This is a genomic window from Gordonia sp. 852002-50395_SCH5434458, assembly GCF_001665905.1.
In the GTDB taxonomy this organism is placed as follows: domain Bacteria; phylum Actinomycetota; class Actinomycetes; order Mycobacteriales; family Mycobacteriaceae; genus Gordonia; species Gordonia jacobaea.
This window is the reverse complement of the sequence record NZ_LZTC01000092.1, coordinates 20,321-43,851: the sequence shown is the minus strand read 5'-3', so window position 1 is coordinate 43,851 and position 23,531 is coordinate 20,321. Positions and strand designations below refer to the sequence as shown.

The window sequence follows — 23,531 nt, the reverse complement described above, 5'->3', positions numbered from 1 at the left end:
CTCGTACCGTTGAGTCATGACATCTGAGACTTCTGGAAAGTCGACTTCCGAGAGCCCCGAACAACTGTCGAACCTCACCGACGAGCAGTGGCGTGAACGCCTCACCCCGCAGGAATTCCGCGTGCTGCGGCAGGCGGGCACCGAAGCGCCGTTCGTCGGCGAGTACACCGACACCAAGACCACCGGCGTGTACCGGTGTCGAGCGTGCGGTGCCGAATTGTTCCGCAGCGACCAGAAATTCGATTCGCACTGCGGATGGCCGTCGTTCTTCTCACCGTTGGCGGGCGACGCGATCATCGAACGATCCGACGACTCGATGGGGATGCGACGCACCGAGGTTCTGTGCGCCACCTGCGGCTCGCACCTGGGCCACGTCTTCGCCGGCGAGGGCTACGACACCCCGACCGACCTGCGGTACTGCATCAACTCGATCAGCATGACGTTGGAGCCGGACGAGAGCTGACAGGTCGCGCCGATCAGCAGCCGAGCTGATCGGCCAGGTCGTCGAATCCTGTGGCGCGGAAGTCGTCGAGCGAGTTCGGGGTTTCGTCTTTGTGCACCGGACCCCACTCGCGCGGACGTTCGACGTAGGCGGTGCGCAGTCCGCACGCGCGCGCCGCGTCGAGATCCCACGCGTGCGTGGCGACCATCAGGACGTCTGACGGCTCAACCTGCATGAGGCGAACGATCCCGAGGTAGACCTCCGGCGACGGTTTGTAATGCCGCCACAGGTCGGCGCCACCGAGGAAATCCCAGTCGAATCCGTTGTGTTTGGCCATCTCGGCGAGTAGCGCCACGTTTCCGTTGCTCAACGCGGAGACGATGAACTTCGACGTCAATCGGCGTATTCCGCCCGCCGCGTCAGGCCACCCGGGAATGACGTGCCAGGCGTGGACGGCCGCGTCCAGCTGCGCCGGGGTCGCCGTGATGTCGTACGAGTCCCGCAGCAATGCGTCCAGTGACTCGCGGTGGATGTCGTCGAGCAGTGTCCACTGCCTGGCACCCGATTCGATCAGCTCCAGCGAGGGCGCGTAGGTGTCTCGCCAGTCGTTCGCGAGCTGTGAGGCGCCGACGGTCGGAAACTGTTCGGCCAGAACAGCACTCACACCCGTATGCCAATCGGTGACGGTGCCGAACGTGTCGACGGCCAGGACCTTGACCACGTGCCCTCCTCGTTCGTGAACTAAGGCAGCGCGTCGACGAGGTCGACGACCTCGACGCGTGGTCCCGTGAAGAACGGAATCTCCTCGCGCACGTGACGGCGAGCCTCAGTGGCGCGCAGATCGCGCATCAGGTCGACGATCCGGTGCAACTCCTGAGCCTCGAAGGCGAGCAACCACTCGTAGTCTCCGAGCGCGAACGAAGCAACCGTGTTGGCCCTGACGTCCTTGTAACCACGTGCAGCCTTACCGTGTTCCGCGAGGATCGTCCGACGCTCCTCGTCGGGGAGCAGATACCAGTCGTAGGAGCGCACGAACGGATAGACGCAGATGTACTTTCCTGCCTCTTCACCGGCGAGGAAAGCGGGCACGTGGCTCTTGTTGAACTCTGCGGGCCGGTGCAGCGCCGCTGCGCTCCACACCGGATCGCACGCCTGGCCGAGCACCGTCTCGCGGCGGAATCGGCTGTAGGCGGCCTGCAACTGCTCGATGTGCTCGGCGTGCCACCAGATCATGAAGTCGGCGTCGGCGCGCAGTCCCGACACGTCGTACACGCCGCGCACGACGACGCCCTCGTCCTCCAGCGACTTGAAGAAGTCGGTGGCGTCGGACTTGGCCTGGTCACGCTCGTCGCCGAGCTCGCCAGGGCGCACGGCGAAGACCGAGAACATCAGGTAGCGGATCGTCGAGTTCAGTGCGGTGTAGTCGAGGCGGCTCATGAGATCAATGGTGCCACCGGCGCGCGTCCGCGAACCGGGCAGGGTGGTCTCGACTCGGGTGCTCGCTGACGCTCGCGCCCGCTCGACCAGCGAAGTTGGGCACGGTGGTCTCGACTCGGGAGCTCGCTGGCGCTCGCGCCCGCTCGACCAGCGGAGTTCGGCTCGCGCCCGCTCGACCAGCGGAGTTCGGCTCGCGCCCGCTCGACCAGCGGAATTGGACAGGGTGGTCTCGACTCGGGTGCTCGCTGGCGCTCACGCCCGCTCGACCAGCGGGGTTGGGCGCTCCGGCTCACGCCACTCGACCAGCGAAGTTGGGCGCACGTCCGCTCGACCAGCGGGGTTAGGCCCCCAGGTCGCCGAGCAGGCGTTCGACGGCCCTGCCTGCCTGACCAATGCACGCGGGTACCCCGACGCCACGCACCGCATTGCCCGCCAGGGCGAGCCCGGCAGGCAGCGACGCTTCGACCCTCGCCATCGTCGCAAGATGTCCTGGCGCGTAACGCGGTAGCTCCCATCGCTGCACGAACGTGTCGATGACGCGTCCCGTCAACGGCTCGATGCCTGCGGCCGCGCACACTCGATCGAGATCGGCCAGCGCCCAGTCGCGCAGTCGATCGTCGATGCCCGGCTCGACGTCCTCGTCGGGAATCGGCTGCCCGTACCGGCCGAAAGACGCACGCACCGACAGCAACTCGCCTGGTTCGCCGAGATGCGCCCACTTGCGCGAGCTGAGTGTGAAAGCCTTGGCACGCAAATCTTCTCCCGTTGCGACGAGCACGCCGGAATTGTCGGGAAGTGCGGTGTCAGGTGTCAGCGTGATGGACACGACCACCGATCGCGCCCGCTCGACAGCCTGCAACGTCGACGCGGCGTCGGGCGCCTCTCGGCGGAGCATGTGTCCCGTCATCCAGCACGGTGTCGACAGAACGACGCCGTCGTAGCTCGCATCGGTAGCGGCCGGCCGATCGCCCGTGAAGAGGGCCCACCGCGAGCCGTTGCGTCGGACGTCGGTCACCGCGGCGCAGGTGCGGAGGTCTGGTCGCGCGGCGTCGAGCAGCGCCTCGACGAGGACGCGATATCCGCCGATCAACGTTCCGAAGACCGGCCCGGTCGTGGTCGGGTTGGCAAGCAAGGCGCCGACCGCCGCCGTCAGACTCGGCGCACCCGCATCGAGCTGTGCCGCCAGAGCCGGAAGTGCTTCGCGCACACCGATATCCGCGGCGAGGCTCGAATACACCCCGCCGAGCATCGGGTCGACGCTGCGCGACACCACCGACGGACCGAACCGGTGGGCGACAAGATCTCCCACAGAGACGTCGGTACCGGGAGCCCATTCCAACGGGCGGTCGGGTTCGGCACGCATCCGCTCGAGATCTGCCGGATCGACCAGACCGGCCACCGCGTCGGGCGTCGCGGGAATCCCCATCAGCGCGGGGCGGGGCATGTCGTGCAATCGGCCGCACGCCCACAGTGCGGGTCGACGCCCGGTCGGTGACACCACCCGATCAGCCAGACCGAGCTCGGTGACCAAGCCGAGCGCCTCCGGTCGTCGCACGATGAACGCCTCGGCGCCCACATCAACGAGCACTGATCCCCGACCGTCAGCACCGACGTCGACCGTCTTGAGGATTCCGCCCGTCCGCTCCCCTGCTTCGTAGAGGTCGATACGTGCGTCGGGACCGAGTCGCTGCCGCAGCCGGAACGCCGCGGTGAGACCCGAGATGCCCGCTCCGACAACGGCGACGTCGATGGTCATGTCCTCACCTCGCGAACGTTCAGATCGAATGGACCAGTTCTACGGTCCGCGTGATCACATCCGGATCGGTTCCCGGCAGCACACCGTGCCCCAGGTTGAAGATGTGCCCTGCGGCGCCGTGCACGACGGCACGCTCGCCCTCGGCGACGATGCGTCGGACATGTTCGTCGATCGTGGCCCCACCTGCGAAAAGCACTGTCGGATCGAGGTTTCCCTGCACTGCGACACCTCCGCCGACGCGGCGCGCGGCATCGTCGAGCGGCACGCGCCAGTCGACGCCGATCACGTCGGCCCCGACCTTGGTCATGGACTCGAGCAACTCCCCCGTTCCGACACCGAAGTGGATGCGGGGCACGCCGAAATCGGAGACCTCGGCCAGCACGCGCGCACTGTGCGGCGCGACGAACGTCCGGTAGTCGGCATCCGAGAGCGCACCCGCCCACGAGTCGAAGAGCTGGATCGCGTCGACTCCGGCGTCGAGCTGGGTCCGTAAGAAGGTGATGGTGATGTCGGCGAGGCGACCCATCAACGCATGCCAGAGTCCCGGATCGGAGTACATCATCGACTTGGTGATCGTGTAGTTGCGGCTCGGCCCGCCCTCGATCAGATACGAGGCGAGGGTGAACGGCGCACCCGCGAATCCGATGAGTGCGGTTTCGTCGTCGAGTTCGTCGAGGATCAGCCCGATGGCACGCGCGATCGCGCCCACCGATTGGGGGTCGAGCGCCGGGAGCTGCGCCACGTCGTCGACGGTACGCACCGGATGCGCGATGACCGGGCCGGTACCCGCGACGATGTCGAGGTCGACACCGGCAGCCTTGAGCGGCACGACGATGTCGGAGAAGAGGATTGCTGCATCGACGTCGTGGCGGCGCACCGGTTGCATCGTGATCTCACAGACCATCGCCGGGTCGAAGCACGACTCGAGCATCCCGTGATCGGCGCGAATGGCACGGTATTCGGGCAGGGAGCGACCTGCCTGCCGCATGAACCACACCGGACGTCGTGTGGGTGCGCCGCCGGTCGCGGCAGCGATGAGCGGCATCTGAGCATGATTTCGGCGCGTGCGGGCAGGGTGTGACATCACCGATCACTCTGCCATGTGGGGCACAGACGCAGGCCGACCAGGTCGGCCTTGCTCGCCGAGCTCCCCCGCCTGCCTCGACACGCCGACGACCGAGGACCTACCTGCCCGGCGCGCCTCCCGTCGGCCACGCCTACCTCACTCTACCGTCGAGATGTGACCTCCTCCGGAGCTCCGACGGAGCCTGCTGACTTCCGCACCGCGGTCGAGTCGCTGCACACCGCCCAGATTCGGCGCGACATCGAGGTCGGGCCGATCCGTCCCCCGCAGCGACTCGCCCCGTACAGCTATGCCGTGGGCGCCGAAGTCCGCGTACCCGATATCGACGACGACGTGCCGGTCGACTCGTCGGGAAGTGCATTCGGCCGACTGGTCCTGCTCTACGACCCGGCAGGCCAGGACGCCTGGAACGGCACCATGCGCCTCGTCGCCTACATTCAGGCCGAGGTCGAGGCCGCGCTGGCAATGGATCCTCTCCTGCCCGAGGTGGCGTGGAGTTGGCTGTCCGACGCGCTGGGCGCCGAGGTGGGTTCGACGTCGAGCGACGGCTCGCGGACGTCGCGGACCGGCGAACCGATCGTCGTCACCGCGCTCGGCGGAACTGTCACGTCGACGACGTCGGTGCGCTACGGCGACATCGCCGGACCACCCAGGGCACATCAACTCGAAGTGCGAGCCTCGTGGACCGCACCGACCTCCGACGGCCTCGGTGGCCATCTCGAGGCCTTCTGCGACGTCCTGTCGTCGGCTGCGGGCCTCCCCCCGGTCGGGGTCACCGAGCTCGGTTCGGTGTGAGTCCATCGGTATGAGTACATCCGACGAGCGGCCCGCCGACCCCGGCAACGAGGTCGTCGCCGAACCGTCCGTCGAACCACTACTCGCACCAGCCGACGGTGTTCCACCGGTGCTGTCCCGCGCGGCGGACTTCGCCTATGCCGCCGAATGCCTTGCCGCCGGAACCGGCCCCATCGCCGTCGACACCGAACGCGCCTCGGGATATCGATACTCGCAGCGTGCGTACCTCGTTCAGCTGCGTCGCACCGGCTCCGGCTCGTTTCTGCTCGACCCGATCAGCGAGCCAGAGGCCCTGGCCCCGGTGATCGAGGCGCTCGACGGCCCGGAGTGGGTGTTGCACGCCGCCGATCAGGATCTGCCCTGCCTACGCGAACTCGGTTTCCGCTGCGAGACGGTCTTCGACACCGAACTGGCCGGACGGCTGCTCGGAGAACCCAAGGTCAATCTCGCGGCGATGGTCGCCACATATCTCGAACTCGGTCTGCAGAAGGGCCACGGGGCCGCTGACTGGTCGCGGCGACCGCTCCCCGACGACTGGCTCAACTACGCAGCGCTCGACGTCGAGGTGCTCGTCGAATTGCGCGACGCCGTGCAACAGGCGCTGGTAGAGCAGGGTAAGGACGAATGGGCGCGCCAGGAGTTCCGATACGTTCTCGACCGGCCGGCTCCTGCCCCACGCGTCGACAAATGGCGCAGGACCGCCAACGTGCACACGGTGAAGAACAGCCGATCGTTGGCTGCGGTCCGCGAGCTGTGGGCTGCGCGTGAAGAGCTCGCCCAGCGACGCGATGTCGCGCCCGGCCGGATTCTGCCGGATTCGGCCATCGTCACCGCGGCCAACGCCATGCCGACATCGCAGGCGGAGCTGACCCGACTACCCGTCTTCGGCGGCCCACGGCAACGTCGTCAGGCCGGCATCTGGCTCGGCGCGATCGATCGTGCACGCAGCCTCCCCGAATCCCAACTGCCGTCGAAACGCGGTCCGACAGTAGGACTCCCGCCGATCAGCAGGTGGGAGCAGCGCAACCCCGACGCCGCGAAGCGCATCGCGCAGGTCCGTCCGATCGTCAAAGAGATCGCCGAGAACAACAACCTGCCCCTCGAGAATCTGCTCGCGCCCGACCTGGTACGCCAACTCGCCTGGGACGGAGTCGATCTACCTGCGACACCCGACGTCGTCGACGCATACCTCGCGGCGGGCGGTGCGCGGCCGTGGCAGCGCGAACTGACTGACATCGCTCTTGCTGACGGGCTGAATGCCGCTGCGAAAGCGCCTGCGGCCGAGCCGGATTCGACGAGCTGACCGCGAGCGTCAGCCCCGGTCGCTCTCCGGCGTGTCGACGCCGGCGCCATCACGCGCCACGTCGATCGCCTCGTCGGCGTGCTCGAGCTCTGGCACCGTCTCCATCCCCGACACCGTGGCCGTGATCGACCGCGCGAGATCCTGAGCCGTCAGACCGAGCTCGGCCAGAATCTCGCCACGCGACGCATGTTCGATGAAACGCTGCGGAATCCCGCGAAGTTGCACGGGCACAGGCACTTCCGCGTCGGAGAGGGCGGCGCTGACGGCAGCTCCCACTCCCCCGCTCACACCGCTGTCCTCGAGCGTCACCACCAGCCGATGTCGGCGCGCGAGGTCGACGATCGACTCGGCGACGGGCAGCACCCACCGCGGATCGACGACCGTCGCGTCGATGCCCTGCTTGGCCAGCCGGTCCGCGGTGTCGACGGCGAGACCACAGAACGCGCCGACGGCGACGATGAGTACGTCGCCCGACGCTTTTCCGACGCCAGGTGACGACCGACGCAGGATGTCGACGCCGTCGTCGAGACGCTCCACCGCGCGAATGTCTTCGGGTACAGCGCCCTTTGAGAAGCGCAGTGCGGTCGGGCCGTCGTCGACGGCAAGCGCTTCGTCGAATTCTTCGCGAAGGCGGACGGCGTCGCGCGGTGCGGCGACGCGCAAACCGGGAACCATCGCCATCAGCGACAGATCCCACATGCCATGGTGACTGGGGCCGTCAGGCCCGGTGATCCCGGCACGGTCGAGGACGAGGGTGACCGGCTGACGCAGCAACGCGACGTCCATGAGGAGCTGGTCGAATGCGCGGTTGAGGAATGTCGAGTAGATCGCGACCACGGGGTGCATGCCGCCCAGCGCGAGACCCGCCGCCGAGGTGAGCGCGTGCTGTTCGGCGATGCCTACGTCGAACATCCGATCGGGATACTTCTCGCCGAACGGTGCGAGCCCGGTCGGGCCGGGCATCGCAGCGGTGATCGCGACCACGTCGGGACGCGTCGCACCCGCTTCGAGGAGTGCCGCGGAGAACACCGACGTCCAGTCCTGCGCGGACACCGACTTCGCGCGGCCGGTCTTGGGATCGATCACACCGGTCGAGTGCATCTGATCCGCCACGTGATTCTCGGCGTGGATGTAGCCGTTGCCCTTGCGGGTGACGGCGTGCACGATGACCGGACCGCCGAAGGATCGGGCCCGCGCGAACGCCGCCTCGAGCGCTTCGACGTCGTGGCCGTCGACCGGCCCGACGTACTTGAGCCCGAGGTCGGTGAACATCTGCTGGGGCGCGAGGAGGTCTTTGATCCCGCTTTTCATGCCGTGCAGCACCGCGTACGCGGGTCCGCCCACAACGGGCAACATCTGCATCACACGACGGCTCTCGTCGAGGAAGCGTTCGTATCCGGGCTGGAGTCTCAGACCCGACAGGTGCGCCGCGACGCCGCCGATGGTCGGTGCGTAGGAACGCCCGTTGTCGTTGACGACAATCACGACCGAGCGGTCGGAATCGGCGATGTTGTTGATCGCCTCCCAACACATTCCGCCGGTGAGCGCGCCGTCGCCGACGATCGCGACGACCGTGCGGTCCTGACCGGTCAGAGCGAACGACTTCGCCAGGCCGTCGGCGTAACTCAGCGCTGCTGATGCGTGTGAGGACTCGACCCAGTCGTGCTCGCTCTCGGCGCGATCCTGGTACCCGGTGAGTCCGTCGCGTTGACGCAACTCGTCGAAGCCCGCGGCCCGTCCGGTGACGATCTTGTGCACGTACGACTGGTGGCCGGTGTCGAAGATCACGGGGTCGACAGGCGAATCGAAGACGCGGTGAAGCGCGAGCGTCAGCTCGACGACCCCCAGGTTGGGGCCGAGGTGGCCACCTGTGGCCGACACTTTCTCGATGAGGAATTCACGGATCTCACCGGCGAGTACCACGACCTCATCCGGCGACAACGCCTTGAGATCGGCCGGGGAAGAGATCCGCTCGAGCACACTCATCGAGTCCTCCTACTACGCACACCGGCCGCGCGGGCTTGTCGCGGTCGTGTCGAACAGTCTACGGACCTCGCGGCAGTGCCCTGGGTCACCACAACCGCGAGCTGGTCACACACCGGCGGCCGCGATCGGCACCAGCACGGCGATCGCCTCGACGTGGTGTGTCAGCGGGAAGGCGTCGAATGCCCGCATCCTGGTGACCGCGTATCCGCGTTCGGTGAACAGCGCGAGGTCACGTGCGAACCGCGCGGCGTCGCAGCCGACGTGCACGACGATCTCGGGCGACGCGGCGACGATCCTGTCGATCACGCGGGTGCCTGCGCCGGTTCGCGGCGGGTCGAGGACGACGACCTCCGGTGACGGCAACGACTCGATCACATCGGCGACCTCGCCATGATGAGTGGTCACCGACGAGTCCTCCTCGTCGAACACCGCATCAGCCGCGGCCAGTGCGGCGGCGTCGGAGTCGACGATGTGGACCTCACGGAGGTCGACAGTGTCGACGAGGGCGCCCGCGAACACACCGGCTCCGCCGTAGAGATCCCAACAGGTCGCGGGTGGCGAGACGTCGGTCGAAGCGACGAACTCGGCGACGGTCTGCGCGTAGACGGTCGGTGCCATTCGGTGTGCCTGCCAGAAGCCGGTCACCGGAATCGACCACTCTCGCTCGCCCACGCGGTGGCGGGCGGCGGCGTCGCCTTCGAGTACCGTTGTGGCCCTGCGTGATTCGACACTACGTCGACGACGCTGCGCGGCGCTCCTGCCACGATCGCGACGAGAATGTCGCCGCGGCGCCACTGCCGGCGCGAGTTCGGTGATGTGCCTGCGGCCGACGTCGTCGGCGACGATCGCCAACTCCGCACCGGGCGTGAAGCGGCGGTCGTCGAGCCCGTCGAGCAGACCTGCGACCGGCTGTACACAGTCGACACCGACGACGAGGTCGCCGCTGTGGAAGCGGTGCTGTCCGCTTCGGCCTGCGTCGTCCACCGCGAGACGCGTCCGCACACGCCAGCCGGTGGCGTCGTCGGACAATGAGCGGATGCCGATCGAGGGTGGCGCATCGAGGTCGGCGTCGGCGGCGCACCAGTCGTGGACGCGATCGGCGGTGAAATGACCGACCCGCACGAGCACGTCCTCGAGCGCCTGAGCCTTCAACGTCTGCGCGTGGCCCGGTTCGATGAAGGCGAGGTCGCAGCAGCCTGCGCCGTGAGCAGCCGCCGGGCAGATCGTCTCGACGCGATGCGGCGAGGGGTCGAGGATCTCTATCGCCTCCGCGCGCCAGAACGACTCCGCTCGGGTGTCGACGACGCGCGCCGTGACCGTCTCCCCGGGAATGGCGCCGCGCACGAACACCACACGTCCGTCATCAAGTCGCCCGACGGCATCTCCCCCGTTGGCCGGGCGATCAACCCGCACGGTGACGACAGGTGCGGTCACGGGTCGTTGCGGCGTGGAGCTCACTGGCCACCCAGCGCTCGTCGGGTGTCACCTGGGGCGTTGTACTCGAGGTCGTCGCGGCGTCGGTCCGACGACGTGAGCTGCCAGGGCACCGACGTGACCATGACGCCCGGCTCGAACAGCAGGCGCGTCTTGAGGCGCAGTGCCGACTGGTTGTGCAGAATCTGCTCCCACCAGTGACCGACGACGTATTCGGGGATGAAGACGGTGATCACGTCGCGCGGATGCTCGCGGCGCACCCGACGCACGTACTCGATCACCGGGCTCGTGATCTCCCGGTATGGCGACGCAATCACCTTGAGCGGCACCTTGATGTCGCTTTCCTCCCACTGCGACACCAGTATTCGCGTGTCGCGGTCGTCCACGTTGACCGTGATGGCCTCGAGGACGTCCGGCCGCGTGGCGCGGGCGTAGAGCAACGCGCGCTTGGTCGCCATGTGCAGCGTGGAGACCAGGACGATCGAGTGTGTGCGGCTCGGGAGAACCTGGTCTTCCTCTGCTTCGACACGCTCGAGTTCGCGTTGGACCGATGCGTAGTGGTGGTGGATCAGTTTCATCAGCACGAACAGGATCACCATCGCGAGGATGGCGATCCATGCGCCCGCGGTGAACTTGGTGATGAGCACCACCACCAAGACCGTCGCCGTCATCACCAGGCCAACCGAGTTGATGACCCTGGACTGCTTCATTCGACGCCTGGCACGCGGATCGGTCTCGTGTCGCAACAGACGCGTCCAGTGACGCACCATGCCCGCCTGGCTCAGCGTGAACGAAACGAACACGCCGACGATGTAGAGCTGGATGAGCGCGGTGACCTCACCGCCGAATGCGACGACGAATGCGATCGCCGCGACGGCAAGGAAGATGATGCCGTTGCTGAAGGCGAGGCGATCACCACGAGTGTGCAACTGTCGGGGCAGGAACCGGTCCTGCGCGAGAACCGAACCGAGCACCGGGAATCCGTTGAACGCGGTGTTGGCCGCGAGCATCAGGATGAGGGCCGTGGCGACGGCCACGAAGTAGAAGCCCGCCGGGAAACTCTCGAAGACGGCCTGCGCGAGCTGCGCGATGAGCGCCTCCTGCTGAAAGCCGGGTGGCGCGCCGATCAGGTCGCGCGCCGGGTCGGAGACGTACTTGGCGCCGACCCGCTCGGCGAGCCAGACGATCCCGAGCAGCAGCACGATCGCGATCGTTCCCAGCATGAGCAGCGTCGTGGCTGCGTTGCGCGACTTCGGTTTCTGGAATGCGGGCACGCCGTTGCTGATCGCCTCGACACCGGTCAGTGCCGCCGAACCCGACGAAAACGCTCGCGCGATGAGGAAGATGAAAGCCACACCGGCGAGATGCGTGTTCTCCGCGCGGATACCGAAGTCGGCGGTCTCGGCGCGGACGTCACGTCCGAGGACGAAGATCTCGGTCGCGCCCCACAGGAGCATCGCGATGACCCCGATGATGAACGCGTAGGTGGGAATGGCCAGCACCGAGCCGGATTCCTTGATGCCGCGCAGGTTGACAGCTGCGAGCACGACGATCGCCGCCACACAGAACCACACCCGATGCTCGTGCACGAACGGGATGGCGGAACCGATGTTCTCCGCGGCCGACGAGATCGAGACCGCGACGGTCAGCACGTAGTCGACGAGCAGCGCGCTGCCGACGACCAGACCCGCCGTCGGTCCGAGATTGACGGTTGCCACCTCGTAGTCGCCGCCCCCGGACGGATAGGCGTGGACGTTCTGTCGGTAGCTCGCGACGACCACCGCCATCACGACAGCGACAGCGATCGCGATCCAGGGCGCCAGGGTCATGGCGCTGAGACCTGCAACCGAGAGGACCAGGAAGATCTCCTGCGGCGCGTAGGCGACAGACGACATCGCGTCAGAGGCGAACACGGGCAGCGCGATCCGCTTGGGCAGCAGGGTGTGGCCCAATTTGTCACTACGGAACGGCCTGCCGAGGAGCAGTCGTTTCGTCGCAACAGACGCCTTTGACACGGTGGACACCACGCAACACTAAGACCTAGCGCTCGGGTTGGGCCACTACGCCCCCGGCGAGGTCTATCAAGCGGCTGTGAACTCCGCGTGTGGGCAGTTCGCATGGCCCGATGTCGCCGGGGTCATCGGGCGGGTAGGTTCAAGTCGCGCGGACAATCGGCGGCAACCGCCTGCGTCGACGCTCCACCGCGCCCGACTAGCAGTGAACCCACGAGAGGATCGATGTGCGGGTAGTCATCATGGGGTGCGGACGAGTGGGATCGTCCCTGGCGATGGCCATGCAGAAGCGCGGTCACCAGGTGGCCATCATCGACCGCGATCCGGCCGCGTTCACACGACTGTCCGACGACTTCACCGGCGAGCAGATCGTCGGGGTCGGGTTCGATCGCGACGTACTCGCCCGCGCCGGGATCGACCGAGCCGACTCGTTCGCCGCGGTGTCCTCGGGCGACAACTCCAACATCATTGCCGCGCGCGTCGCGCGCGAGACCTTCGACGTCCCTCGCGTCGTCGCCAGAATCTACGACGCGAAGCGAGCCCAGGTCTATGAGCGACTCGGGATTCCCACCGTCGCAACGGTGCCGTGGACGACCGAGCGTTTCGTCTCGGCTCTCGGCGAGACGTCGACGACAACGGAGTGGCGCGATCCGTCGGGAACCATCGCGATCGCCCAGCTCGACATCCACGAGTCGTGGATCGGCATCACGTCGGTGAAGTTCCAAGAGCTCTCCGGGGCCCGCCTGTCTTTTCTGAACCGCCACGGCAAACCGATCCTCCCCGAAGCCAAAACCGTTCTGCAACAAGACGACATCGTGTTCGCATCGGTCCGCCTCGACGATCTCGCCGGTGTGCGCGCACTCGTCGCAGCGCCGCTGGCCCATGCCGATTAGAGGAGAGAGATGAAAGTCGCCATCGCCGGTGCAGGCGCAGTCGGTCGTTCGATCGCCCGTGAACTCATCGCGGCAGGCCACGAGGTCACGCTGTTCGAACGCCTCGCAAGCCACATCGACGTCGAGGCCGTCCACGGAGCGAACTGGCTGCTCGCGGATGCCTGCGAGCTGGCCAACCTCGAACGAGCCGGGTTGCAATCCTACGACGTGATGATCGCCGCCACCGGCGACGACAAGGCCAATCTCGTGGTCAGCCTGCTGGCGAAGACCGAGTTCGCGGTGAGCAGGGTCGTCGCCCGCGTAAACGATCCGCGCAATGAGTGGCTGTTCGGGGAGGACTGGGGCGTCGACGTCGCGGTGTCGACACCTCGGCTACTGGCCTCACTGGTCGAAGAGGCGGTGTCGGTCGGTGATCTGGTGCGGCTCATGACATTTCGTCAGGGTCAGGCAAACCTCGTCGAACTCACGCTGCCGCCCGACACCCCGCTGGCGGGCAAGCCGGTCCGCAAGATCGATCTGCCGCGCGACGCCGCGCTGGTGGCCATCATCCGTGGCGGCCGCGTGATCGTGCCCGAGCGCGACGATCCGCTCGAGGGTGGCGACGAACTCGTCTTTGTCGCCGCGGTCGAGGTGGAACCGGCGCTACACGCGGCGATCCACGGCAGCTGAGGCCCCGCCGGCGCGCGACGCGCGTCGGACGAGCACCATGGTCACCACGACTGCGAGCGCGGTGAGCGGCCAGCCCATCCCGATCCGAGCGACGGCCAGCCAACCGGTGTCGCCGCTGTCGTAGAGCGACGATTGTGCGAGATAGCGTCCCGCGAACACGAGTGCCCAGAATGCCGTGGCGACGTCATAGGCGATCAAAGTCCCGCGGTCGTGACGCCACTGCGTTCCGGTGCCGTTGACGTAATTCCAGGCCACGCCGATCAGCGGCCATCGAAGCAGGATCGAAGCGACCAGGACACCCGCGTACACCAGCGATGTCCAGATGCCGAACAGAAAGTACCCTTTCGCGTCGCCGACGCGATGGGCGATGAACGCGCAGATCGCCACGCCGAGAAAGCCGGAGATCGCCGGTGCGAGTCCGTCGTGACGGAACAGACGGACGGCCGCGACCGATACCGCCGTAGCGAGCGCCGCGATGATCGCAGCCGTCAGGCCGAATGCGGCGTTGACGGCCACGAATACAATGACGGGGATCGTCGACGAGATCAGGCCGGATACTCCGCCGAGCTGCTCGAGAACCGTCGGCGTCGGCCGTTCGCCCACCTGAGCTGCGTCGATATCCGACGCGGCGTCGGTACTGTCAGTCTTCTCCGTCGCCATGCAATTCGTAATCGGGGTTGTAGATCACCTTGGTGCCATTGTGTTCGCCGAGACGCCCACTCACGGTGATCTTCCGACCCGGCTCGATACCCGGTATGCGGTTACGGCCCATCCATTTCAGAAAGACGACGTCGCTTCCGTCGAAGAACTCCGCCTTGACCCCACTCTTGGCGGTGCGTGAACAGGTCTCGACCGCGCGCAACTCGCCATGCATCGTGACCTCGTCACCGCGCGAACACTCCACCGCGCGCTGGGCGCCGGTGGCCGCCGACTCCGCCGCGATCTTCTCCGCGTCGGCTTCTCCGAGATCTTCGGTGAGCCGCCTGGTCAGTCGCTTGAGATAACCGGCTGTGGGCATCACAACCTCCAAATAGCGATGTGGGCACGATCAGTGTTTCGGGCGCGGCTTATCGGGCTGAACCAACCGAGCCGCACTCGGTCAGCCTAGACCCCTGCGCTCAGCAGTTACAACGCACGGCATCATCGGTTCATGCCCTCGGCTGACACCGCGCCCCCACCAGCACCGACCGCGTTGATCGTCATGCCCGGCACAGGTTCGGACGACGACTACGTTCGACGAGCATTCGGGGCGGCTGCACGACTTCTCGACGTCGAGCTCATCGCTGTGAAACCGACCGCCGACCTCATCCCCGGATTCATCCGCGCACTCGACGCCGCGGCGCGCGAGCATGCGGTCGTCCTGGTCGGCGGCGTGTCCATCGGCGCGGTGACCGCACTGCGGTGGGCGCTGGACCGACAGTCCGCACACACCGGAACCTGTGCCGGCGTCCTGGCTGCGCTACCGCCGTGGAGCGGCGAACCGTCGGGATCGCTTGCCGCGGCGAGCGCCCGCCTGACCGCCGACTCCATCGAACGCGACGGACTCGACGCAACGATCGCGACGATGGTCTCGACGAGTCCCGAGTGGCTCGGCGTCGAGCTGAGTCGGTCGTGGCGCGCGCAGTCCCGCGACCTCGTCGCACAACTGCGCGCTGCGGCGGAGTGCGTGGCACCGACCCCGGACGACATCTCCGAACTCACTGTGCCACTTGCGATTACCGCTGCGGTCGACGATCCGCTACATCCCCGCGCAATCGCCGAGGACTGGTCGGCCGCTGCACCGCGCGCGGAGGTCGTCGACGTCGGATTGACCCAGTGGGGCATCGACCCCTCGGTGCTCGGGACGTCGTGCGCGCGCGCCTGGCTGCGCCTGAGTGCGGCGCCGGAGTCGGAGCCTGCCCGGCACCTATGAGAGGGAGGTCAGCGGCGTCGTCGAAAACGCTGCATGGCCGAGCCCGCCGAGCGGGGCTGATCGTCGGATGAGTCGACATCCCCACCGGCCGTGAACTCGGCGTCGGCGGTGGCAACACCCGTGTCCGTGCCACTCGTCTGCTGTGCCGTCAGATCGTCACCCGAGCCTGCAATGGCTCCGTCGGGTACGACGACGCCGGGCGGGACATCGCCACCCTCGGCCGACGCGCCCTCGAACATTTGCTGTTGTGCTGCGGCGACCTGCTCGGCCAACACCGGCGGCAGCACAAGCGGCAGCATCTCGCGGGGAGGTGCGGGCTCGGTGCCTCGACGCACCACCGACTCCGCGAGCACGGCACGGGACAGCTGGGACAGTTCGGACGCGGTGTCGTTCGGACCGCTCGCCACCAGCCGAACCATCCAGCGCGGGCCGTCGACTCCGATGAAACGATGACTGCCGCCCGGAACCTCTGCGACGATTTCGCGGCCCCAATGACCGTCTTCGATGCTCGTGGTCGCTCCGTCGTTCTTCAGTGAGTCGACGAGTTCACCTACCACCTCGCGCCACAGTCCCGGCGACTTCGGCGCCGCGAAAGCAGCGACGGTGATCCGGCCGTAGGGAGTCACCAGGTAGACGGCCTCTGGTTGATGGTCGGCGGTCATCTCGACGGTCACCTGGCCGCCTTCGACAACGGGCACCAGCACGGCGCCGAGGTCGAGGTGCGATTTCTCGAGATCCTCTGCCGGGGTGTCGAGTTCGGTGATGTCGTAGGGTCCGCGCGCCTGCCCGATGAGCAGCTGCTGGTCGGCAGTGTCCGACGCCGACTCGGGGTCTCGTGCCATCACGTGGGGTTCTCCTCGTTCGCGTTGTCGCCTGCGGTATCCGAGCCGTTGGCCGGGTCGACGATGCCCGGATCGACGGATCCCCCATCCGTCAGTATGGCGTGTCCGCCGCTCGATCCGTAGCCGCCCTCGCCGCGAGCTGTCTCGTCGAGCTCGTCGACCTCGGTGAAGTCGACCAGTTCGATCCGCTGGATCAGCAACTGCGCGATGCGATCCCCGCGCACGATGCTGATCGTCTCCGACGGATCGAGGTTGATCAGACACACCTTGATCTCCCCGCGGTACCCGGCGTCGATGGTTCCGGGCGCGTTGACGATCGACAATCCGGCGCGTGCGGCGAGTCCCGACCGTGGATGGATCAGCCCGACCGTTCCGAATGGCAGCGCGACGGCGATCCCCGTTCCGACGAGCTGTCGACGGCCTGGCGGCAGTTCGACATCGATGGTGGAACAGAGGTCGACACCCGCATCGCCGGCATGAGCCCGAGTCGGCAGTGGAATGTCGGGATCGAGTCGCTTCACCGGGATCTGACCGATCGGTGCGGCGCCAGGGGTGGATTCTACGGTCACGAACGCAGACTACGCTGAGCTTTGTGAGTTCATCCGAACGCCCCGAGGAGACCGGGGCCCAGTCGCCAGGACCGACTGATCCGGCAGCAGACCGCTACAGCGAACGGCTGCGTGTGCCCCTGTGGTGGTGGCCTGCCGCGGCAGTGGTGACCGCGGTCGCCGGATACGAGATAGAGCTCTCGGCGCATCGCTCGTCGTGGAGTTTCGTCGGATACATCGCCGTCGGGCTGCTGTGTGCATTCCTGCTGTGGTCGATGGGCCGTACCCAGATCAGGGTCAGCGCAGACGGAGTCTTGCATGCGGGCAAGGCGCAATTGCCGAATTCTGTCATCGCGCGCGGGGCGAGTATCCCTGCGTCGGCCAAGAGCGCGGCGCTCGGTCGGCAGCTCGATCCGGCTGCGTTCCTCATGCACCACGCGTGGATCAAGACGATGGTGTTGTTGGTGTTGGACGATCCCGATGACCCGACGCCCTACTGGCTGGTGTCAACGCGCCATCCCGACAAGGTGCTCGCCGCACTGGGTATTCCCGATGCCAGCACGACGCACGCGGTGAGTCCTGAGCACTCGGACCGCGACCAGAGCTGAGGCGACCAGAGCTGGGGCCCGCGGTAGTCCGAGACTCACGAGCAGACGCAAGCGGCGCAGCGGTGCCGGATACCGGCACGCTGCGCGCCGCTCAGGCGCAGTCGACGCAGATGAGCGAGCTGCCATTCTCCCGAGCCAATCGGCTGCGGTGGTATACGAGGAAGCAGCTGCTGCAGGTGAATTCGTCGGCCTGCTTGGGGATCACACGGACGGAGAGCTCTTCTCCGGAGAGATCAGCGCCGGGCAGCTCGAATGACTCGGCCGTGTCGGTCTCATCGACATCAACCGCAGACGACTGGGCTTCGCTGCGACGAGCCTTCAACTCTTCGAGCGAATCCTCATTCAGGTCTTCGGTCTCCGTACGCCGTGGCGCGTCGTAATCAGTAGCCATTGTGTGCCTTACTTGGTTGGAGTTGGAGCCGTGGAGGACTGGCTTGTGGCCGGTCGACCAATTGAGCACGATGCCTGTCGGGGGGTTGGATTTCACCGACGTCACAACAACTCGTGGCGCCTGCAATTCGTTACCCCCAACCAAACAGATTTATGTGATTTGCATCACATATTCCGTAGGCTGGTCCGTCCCTGTCTAGGACGGGGCGCCCGAACTGTAGTGCATCGCTTGTCTGCGGTCAACATCACGCGTACGCCGATTCATTCCCGAGCGTCGGTCGGCTCAGACGGACACGCGGAGTGAACCGGGACTCATCACACAGGGACCGACTCGCACGCACGGTGCTTGACCCACACCCGCGCACGAACCCTCTACAGTGAACCTCGTCCTGCTCGCTGGGCTCCCGGCGTCGGCAGGCGCAGGTATGCGTGGATGCGAGAAGGAGCAGGGTTCAACGGTGGTCTCGAGGATTACGGTCGGTTATCCCACCGATGACAAGGGACGCCCCTATCGACGTCGGCGTGCGCGGCCCGCCATCATCGTCGCGGTCATTCTGCTCGTCGTAGGTGTGATCGCATGGGCTGTCGCACTTTCCAAATCGACAGCCGACGCAACGCCCACGAGTTGCAACCAGCCCACACCGGCCAGTTCATCGGTGGCGGCACCCCCGGTCGCCAATGCCCCCGCGGCCGCGTCGGCGAAGACACCGAAACTGACCGTCGTCAGTCGTGACGACATGCTGAAGGTCGCACCCGCCGCGCTGTCGACATTCCAGGTGCGCGTGCTGAACGCGTCGACTCAGCGCGGCGAAGCCCAGACCGTCTCAGACGATCTGACCGCGCAGGGATTCAATCCCGTTCCCGACGGCGCATATGCCGACGACGCCCTCTACCCCAACCACGACCTCGACTGCGTGGCGCAGATCCGCTTCGGGCCCGCGGGAAAGGCTGCCGCAGCGTCGGTCTGGGTCGCGATCCCGTGCGCAGAACTGGTCGACGACGGGCGCACCGGAACCTCAGTCGACGTCGCGCTCGGCGAGTACTACAAGGCACGTGAGCAGTCGCAGGACACGCAGGCCGCGCTCGAGGCCCTTCGCTCGGCGGACCCGCACAACCCCAAGACCGGGGCCGACCCGGGAGTGGTGCGGGCGGTTCACGCCCAAACCTGTTGATCGACAGGCTGATCGATCATTCAGGAGATCGGCGACAGCGCGCCGATCTCATCGAGCAACGCGAAGAACTCATCAGCGATACCCGGCGCGACGGCGACCGTTGCATCGCCGTCGGCTGAGCGCGAATCCGGTGGCGGAGTCCGCACAATCGCACCCGCCTCTGCTGCGACGAGGCCACCGGCCGCCCAGTCCCAGGGACTCAATCCGTGCTCGATATGCGCATCAACCGCGCCGGAGGCGACCATGCACAGGTCGAGCGCCGCGGCACCTACTCGACGTAGATCCCGAACCCGGGGAAGAAGCCGGGACATCAGCTCGCCCTGCACGCGTCGGCGCTCGACGTCGTAGCCGAAGCCGGTCGCGACCAGTGCGAGGTCGACGCGCGAGATCGGGTTGGCACGAAGCCTCGTACGCACACCGTCGCGCACTTCATATGCGCCACCCGACAGCGTCGCGGTGTAGACGACGTCGCGCGCGACGTCGACGACAGCACCGGCAACCGACCTGCCGTCGACCTGGGCGGCCACGGAGACCGCATACGCGGGGATGCCGTAGAGGAAGTTGACGGTCCCATCGATGGGATCGATCACCCAGCGCACACCGGACGGAACCTCGACGGTGCCGCCCTCCTCTTCACCGAGGACGGCATCGTCTGGACGCAGGCGCTTGAGCAGCCCGCGGATGAGTTCCTCGGATTCGGTGTCGGCGAGCGTCACAGGGTCGGTCGGCGTCGATTTCGTCGACACGGCCGACGGGGCAACGTCATTGCCTGTTCCCGGTGCCGTTCCGGTGTGACCGAACAGCTCCGGCCGCCGCCTGCGGACATGGCGAGCCGCTTCGGTGGCCACCTCGAATGCCACCTCACCGAGCCGCTCCACATCGACGCCGGCGATAGTCGGAGCCGTATCGACCTTCTCGCGGGGGATGTTCACCAGACCATCATGTCAGTTGACCTTCGCCCGACCCTCTCGGTGACCTCTACTCGACCTGTGGGCGGCACGCAGTCAGCCGACGGTTACGTGATCGTCACCGTGCGACACGTTTTCCGACAAGGTCCGCCCGTTGCACGTCACGCCTCGATAGCCTGAATATCGCACGGTCGCGGACACTGCGATCACCGAGAGAGGAAGCCGCCATGACCGACTCATCCACCTCTGCGAACGATTCCGCCGGACCCCGCGCGTTCGGCGTCGACGTCGGGGGGTCGGGGATCAAGGGCGGAATCGTGGACCTCACGACTGGCAAGCTGGTCGGCGAACGCTACAAGGTGCTCACCCCCAAACCCGCGACACCCGAAGCGGTCTCGCGGGGCGTTGCCGAGGTCGTCGGCCACTTCAACTGGGATGGGCCCGTTGGCATCACACTTCCTGGAGTCATCACCGACGGAACCATGCGCACCGCGGCGAACATCGACAAGGGCTGGATCGGCACGAATACCTACGAGCTCTTCGCCAAGGATCTCGGGGGGCGTGCTCTGTCGGTCGTCAACGACGCGGACGCAGCCGGAATGGCCGAGGACGCGCACGGCGCCGGACGTGGCGTCGACGGGGTGGTCATGCTGCTGACGTTCGGCACCGGCATCGGATCGGCGATCCTGGTGAATGGCACGCTCGTACCGAACACCGAGCTCGGCCACCTGATCGTCGGAAAGAAGGAAGCCGAGCATCAGGCGTCCTCGCGCGTGAAGGAAGAAAAGGGCTGGTCGTACAAGAAATGGTCCAAGAAGGTCAGCAAGGTCCTCGATGAGTACGAGGCACTGTTCTGGCCGTCGTTGTTCATCGCGGGCGGCGGCATCAGCTGCAAGGCCGACAAGTGGATTCCGTACCTCACGAACGAGACCAAAGTGGTTCCGGCGACCCTGCAGAACACGGCCGGAATCGTGGGAGCCGCGATGGCCGTCGATCAGGGTCTCAAGCCCTGATCCCGTCGACGTCGCAGCGATCTCGTAGCGCCCGCCGTCGGCGATCCCCAGGGGTCGCCGACGGCGCGCTACCGAGATTGCGACAACCGGCCTGACCTGGCATTTGTCACATTCGGGGTGATGTTGTCGTTACAATGGCTTCCACCGGTGACGATGCACCGAGAAACCAGCCCGATCCGCAGCGGTTCTCCGCTGTGAATCAGCGTGTCAGATTGTGTTCGGAAAGGTTGTACGTGGCAGCCACCCAGACCCGCCAGAGCGACGCCGAAGCCGAGGATTCGACGACGACGTCGGCCCCGGCTGCAGATAAGCCAACGGCAAAGAAGACCGCCAAGAAGGCGGCCAAGAAGGCCACAGCTCGCAAGGCCCCCGCCAAGAAGGCGGCCAAGAAAGCCGCTCCGAAGAAGGCGGCCAAGAAGGCCGCGAGTCCTGCCGACGGGGCAGAAGAAGCCAACGAAGCAGAAGAACTCGACGGCGGCTCGATCGACGACATCGACGGCCCCGACGCGGAACTCGACGAAGACGTCGAGATCGACGACGACGATCTCGAGGTCGACGACGAGGAAGCCGAAGATACGGCCGACGACGACGCCGAAGAGGAGTCCGAGACTCCCGCGAAGACGACCGCCGGAGCCACTCCCCCGGTCGCGCCGCCCGCCGACAAGGCGTCGAAGGACGCCGACGCGAAGACCGCAGGAGACTTCGTCTGGGACGAGGAAGAGTCAGAGGCTCTTCGTCAGGCCCGCAAAGACGCAGAGCTCACCGCGTCCGCCGACTCGGTTCGTGCCTACCTCAAGCAGATCGGCAAGGTCGCCCTCCTCAACGCAGAAGAGGAAGTCGAACTCGCCAAGCGCATCGAAGCAGGCCTGTACGCCACCGAGCGTCTGCGTCGGATCATGGAGTCCGGCGAGAAGATCTCGACCGCACAGAAGCGCGACCTGAACTGGATCTCCCGCGACGGCAACCGCGCCAAGAACCACCTTCTCGAGGCCAACCTGCGTCTCGTCGTCTCCCTCGCCAAGCGCTACACCGGCCGCGGCATGGCGTTCCTGGACCTGATCCAGGAGGGCAACCTCGGCCTGATCCGCGCTGTCGAGAAGTTCGACTACACCAAGGGTTACAAGTTCTCGACGTATGCCACCTGGTGGATCCGTCAGGCGATCACCCGCGCGATGGCCGATCAGGCCCGCACCATCCGTATCCCGGTGCACATGGTCGAGGTCATCAACAAGCTCGGCCGCATCCAGCGTGAGCTGCTCCAGGACCTCGGCCGTGAGCCGACTCCCGAAGAGCTCGCGAAGGAAATGGACATCACGCCCGAGAAGGTGCTGGAGATCCAGCAGTACGCGCGTGAGCCCATCTCGCTGGACCAGACGATCGGCGACGAGGGCGACAGCCAGCTCGGCGACTTCATCGAGGACTCAGAGGCCGTGGTTGCGGTCGACGCGGTCAGCTTCACGCTGCTCCAGGATCAGCTGCAGTCGGTGCTCGAGACGCTGTCCGAGCGCGAAGCCGGCGTCGTCCGACTCCGCTTCGGACTCACCGACGGTCAGCCGCGCACACTCGACGAGATCGGCCAGGTCTACGGCGTGACGCGTGAGCGCATCCGTCAGATCGAGTCGAAGACCATGTCGAAGCTTCGGCACCCGAGCCGCTCGCAGGTTCTGCGCGACTACCTCGACTGACCGTCGATACGGCCGCGGTTCAGGTACCTGATTCGTCGAACGGCGCGAACGTGCCGTCCGCTTGCTGCGGGTAGCTCGTGACGTCGACCACCGCGCTCAGCGGTAGCGGGCCGTAGAGGTGCGGGAACAGCATCGATTCCGGATCGCCGGCGACGCCGGGTTCCCAGCGGATCTCGGCGTCGAGTCGTGTCGGCTCGACGTGCAACGCAAGCAGGTCGTGCTCACCGGAGTAGAACCGGTTGGCTGGCAGGTGCACCTGCTGCGGAGTCGAGAGGTGGATGAACCCGACGTCGGCGAGCGATGACGGCCGCAGCTCCGATTCGTGTCGGGCCGCGTCCCAGTCCGCACTCGACATCAGATGAATGAGGTGTTCGACGGTCCGTCCGTCGGTTGGTGACGTCACTGCAGCACCATAGCCACCAGAGGTCTCACCACCATCGAAATGTGAGCCAGATCGCCTCTCGCGTAACGGGATCGTGTAGTTGTGTTGCACCTCGGGGAACCGATGTAAACGGTGAGTGACGACACACCCGGGAAACCGGCGGAACAATACGAGCCCCCGAAACGTCTGACACAGTGAGGTTGACGCATCGTCCGGATGCGTTGGCTCTGAAGGGAAGGCGACCACACCGGCGCCGGACC

Annotated in this window: 23 protein-coding genes and 1 pseudogene; 10 read left to right on the top strand and 14 right to left on the bottom strand. The window is 66.5% G+C overall.

Annotation, left to right across the window (positions count from 1 at the left end):
• Nucleotides 1-16: 16 nt before the first annotated feature.
• Nucleotides 17-463, top strand: a complete 447-nt coding sequence (gene msrB, locus A5785_RS19695; RefSeq protein ID WP_064862988.1) for a peptide-methionine (R)-S-oxide reductase MsrB — start codon at nt 17-19, stop codon at nt 461-463.
• Between the two features lie 13 nt (nt 464-476).
• Here the strand turns inward: msrB and A5785_RS19690 are convergent, their stop codons facing one another.
• The 4 genes from A5785_RS19690 to hemE form a co-directional block, all read right to left on the bottom strand.
• Nucleotides 477-1,163: a haloacid dehalogenase type II gene (locus tag A5785_RS19690; protein WP_064868539.1), complete on the bottom strand. Its 687-nt coding sequence runs from the start codon at nt 1,161-1,163 to the stop codon at nt 477-479.
• Between the two features lie 20 nt (nt 1,164-1,183).
• Entirely contained in the window at nt 1,184-1,879 is a 696-nt protein-coding gene (hemQ, locus tag A5785_RS19685) for a hydrogen peroxide-dependent heme synthase (RefSeq protein WP_064863009.1), read from the bottom strand.
• Nucleotides 1,880-2,219: 340 nt separating this feature from the next.
• A complete protein-coding gene (hemG, locus tag A5785_RS19680) occupies nt 2,220-3,635 on the bottom strand; it encodes a protoporphyrinogen oxidase (RefSeq protein ID WP_064868536.1) in 1,416 nt (471 codons plus the stop codon).
• A gap of 19 nt (nt 3,636-3,654) precedes the next feature.
• On the bottom strand, nt 3,655-4,680 hold the full coding sequence (hemE, locus tag A5785_RS19675; protein WP_064868533.1) for a uroporphyrinogen decarboxylase: 1,026 nt from the start codon (nt 4,678-4,680) through the stop codon (nt 3,655-3,657).
• Between the two features lie 195 nt (nt 4,681-4,875).
• On the opposite strand from hemE, the gene A5785_RS19670 reads away from it, so the two are divergent.
• Both A5785_RS19670 and A5785_RS19665 read left to right on the top strand, forming a co-directional pair.
• Nucleotides 4,876-5,514 carry a DUF3000 domain-containing protein gene (locus A5785_RS19670; RefSeq protein WP_064868530.1) on the top strand — a complete coding sequence of 213 codons (639 nt, stop codon included), beginning with the start codon at nt 4,876-4,878 and terminating at the stop codon, nt 5,512-5,514.
• Nucleotides 5,515-5,524: 10 nt separating this feature from the next.
• Nucleotides 5,525-6,817, top strand: a complete 1,293-nt coding sequence (locus A5785_RS19665) for an HRDC domain-containing protein (RefSeq protein WP_064868527.1) — start codon at nt 5,525-5,527, stop codon at nt 6,815-6,817.
• 9 nt (nt 6,818-6,826) lie between these two features.
• On the opposite strand, the gene dxs is transcribed toward A5785_RS19665, so the two are convergent.
• From dxs to A5785_RS19650, 3 genes are all read right to left on the bottom strand, one after another.
• Nucleotides 6,827-8,803, bottom strand: coding sequence for a 1-deoxy-D-xylulose-5-phosphate synthase (gene dxs, locus A5785_RS19660; protein ID WP_064868525.1), 1,977 nt, complete (start codon nt 8,801-8,803; stop codon nt 6,827-6,829).
• A gap of 105 nt (nt 8,804-8,908) precedes the next feature.
• Nucleotides 8,909-10,237, bottom strand: coding sequence for a class I SAM-dependent RNA methyltransferase (locus A5785_RS19655; RefSeq protein WP_082946623.1), 1,329 nt, complete (start codon nt 10,235-10,237; stop codon nt 8,909-8,911).
• Between the two features lie 20 nt (nt 10,238-10,257).
• A complete protein-coding gene (locus A5785_RS19650) occupies nt 10,258-12,261 on the bottom strand; it encodes an APC family permease (RefSeq protein ID WP_197500852.1) in 2,004 nt (667 codons plus the stop codon).
• Nucleotides 12,262-12,476: 215 nt separating this feature from the next.
• Between A5785_RS19650 and A5785_RS19645 the strand changes: the two genes are divergently transcribed.
• Nucleotides 12,477-13,142, top strand: coding sequence for a potassium channel family protein (locus A5785_RS19645; RefSeq protein ID WP_197500851.1), 666 nt, complete (start codon nt 12,477-12,479; stop codon nt 13,140-13,142).
• Nucleotides 13,143-13,151: 9 nt separating this feature from the next.
• Entirely contained in the window at nt 13,152-13,811 is a 660-nt protein-coding gene (locus A5785_RS19640; protein WP_064868520.1) for a potassium channel family protein, read from the top strand.
• Here A5785_RS19640 and A5785_RS19635 read toward each other — a convergent pair.
• Both A5785_RS19635 and A5785_RS19630 read right to left on the bottom strand, forming a co-directional pair.
• Nucleotides 13,785-14,471 (bottom strand): DUF3159 domain-containing protein, encoded by a 687-nt coding sequence (locus A5785_RS19635; protein ID WP_064862978.1) that lies wholly within the window; start codon nt 14,469-14,471, stop codon nt 13,785-13,787. The genes A5785_RS19640 and A5785_RS19635 overlap by 27 nt on opposite strands.
• Nucleotides 14,452-14,829, bottom strand: coding sequence for an OB-fold nucleic acid binding domain-containing protein (locus A5785_RS19630; protein ID WP_005201887.1), 378 nt, complete (start codon nt 14,827-14,829; stop codon nt 14,452-14,454). The genes A5785_RS19635 and A5785_RS19630 overlap by 20 nt, the downstream gene beginning before the upstream one ends.
• A 132-nt stretch (nt 14,830-14,961) precedes the next feature.
• Here A5785_RS19630 and A5785_RS19625 point away from each other — a divergent pair, with 132 nt between their 5' ends.
• Nucleotides 14,962-15,723, top strand: coding sequence for a hypothetical protein (locus tag A5785_RS19625; protein WP_064862977.1), 762 nt, complete (start codon nt 14,962-14,964; stop codon nt 15,721-15,723).
• 8 nt (nt 15,724-15,731) lie between these two features.
• On the opposite strand, the gene A5785_RS19620 is transcribed toward A5785_RS19625, so the two are convergent.
• Nucleotides 15,732-16,565, bottom strand: coding sequence for a DUF3710 domain-containing protein (locus A5785_RS19620; protein ID WP_064862976.1), 834 nt, complete (start codon nt 16,563-16,565; stop codon nt 15,732-15,734).
• Between the two features lie 92 nt (nt 16,566-16,657).
• Nucleotides 16,658-17,134 (bottom strand): annotated as a pseudogene (gene dut, locus A5785_RS19615) (dUTP diphosphatase); the annotation flags it as partial.
• A 23-nt stretch (nt 17,135-17,157) separates the two neighbouring features.
• Here dut and A5785_RS19610 point away from each other — a divergent pair.
• Nucleotides 17,158-17,721: a DUF3093 domain-containing protein gene (locus tag A5785_RS19610; protein ID WP_064862974.1), complete on the top strand. Its 564-nt coding sequence runs from the start codon at nt 17,158-17,160 to the stop codon at nt 17,719-17,721.
• 91 nt (nt 17,722-17,812) lie between these two features.
• Here A5785_RS19610 and A5785_RS19605 read toward each other — a convergent pair whose 3' ends face one another.
• Entirely contained in the window at nt 17,813-18,112 is a 300-nt protein-coding gene (locus A5785_RS19605; protein WP_005173015.1) for a DUF4193 domain-containing protein, read from the bottom strand.
• Nucleotides 18,113-18,569: 457 nt separating this feature from the next.
• Here A5785_RS19605 and cei point away from each other — a divergent pair, with 457 nt between their 5' ends.
• The gene (cei, locus tag A5785_RS19600) at nt 18,570-19,283 is read left to right on the top strand and encodes an envelope integrity protein Cei (protein ID WP_064863007.1); all 714 of its coding nucleotides are present in this window, start codon (nt 18,570-18,572) and stop codon (nt 19,281-19,283) included.
• A 20-nt stretch (nt 19,284-19,303) separates the two neighbouring features.
• Here the strand turns inward: cei and A5785_RS19595 are convergent, their stop codons facing one another.
• Complete coding sequence (locus A5785_RS19595) at nt 19,304-20,215, bottom strand: inositol monophosphatase family protein (protein WP_064868517.1); 912 nt, start codon at nt 20,213-20,215, stop codon at nt 19,304-19,306.
• 203 nt (nt 20,216-20,418) lie between these two features.
• On the opposite strand from A5785_RS19595, the gene ppgK reads away from it, so the two are divergent.
• Both ppgK and A5785_RS19585 read left to right on the top strand, forming a co-directional pair.
• Complete coding sequence (gene ppgK, locus A5785_RS19590; protein WP_064868514.1) at nt 20,419-21,204, top strand: polyphosphate--glucose phosphotransferase; 786 nt, start codon at nt 20,419-20,421, stop codon at nt 21,202-21,204.
• A 233-nt stretch (nt 21,205-21,437) separates the two neighbouring features.
• A complete protein-coding gene (locus A5785_RS19585; RefSeq protein ID WP_064868585.1) occupies nt 21,438-22,889 on the top strand; it encodes an RNA polymerase sigma factor in 1,452 nt (483 codons plus the stop codon).
• Nucleotides 22,890-22,908: 19 nt separating this feature from the next.
• Here A5785_RS19585 and A5785_RS19580 read toward each other — a convergent pair whose 3' ends face one another.
• Nucleotides 22,909-23,244, bottom strand: a complete 336-nt coding sequence (locus tag A5785_RS19580; protein WP_064868582.1) for a DUF952 domain-containing protein — start codon at nt 23,242-23,244, stop codon at nt 22,909-22,911.
• Nucleotides 23,245-23,531: the final 287 nt, after the last annotated feature.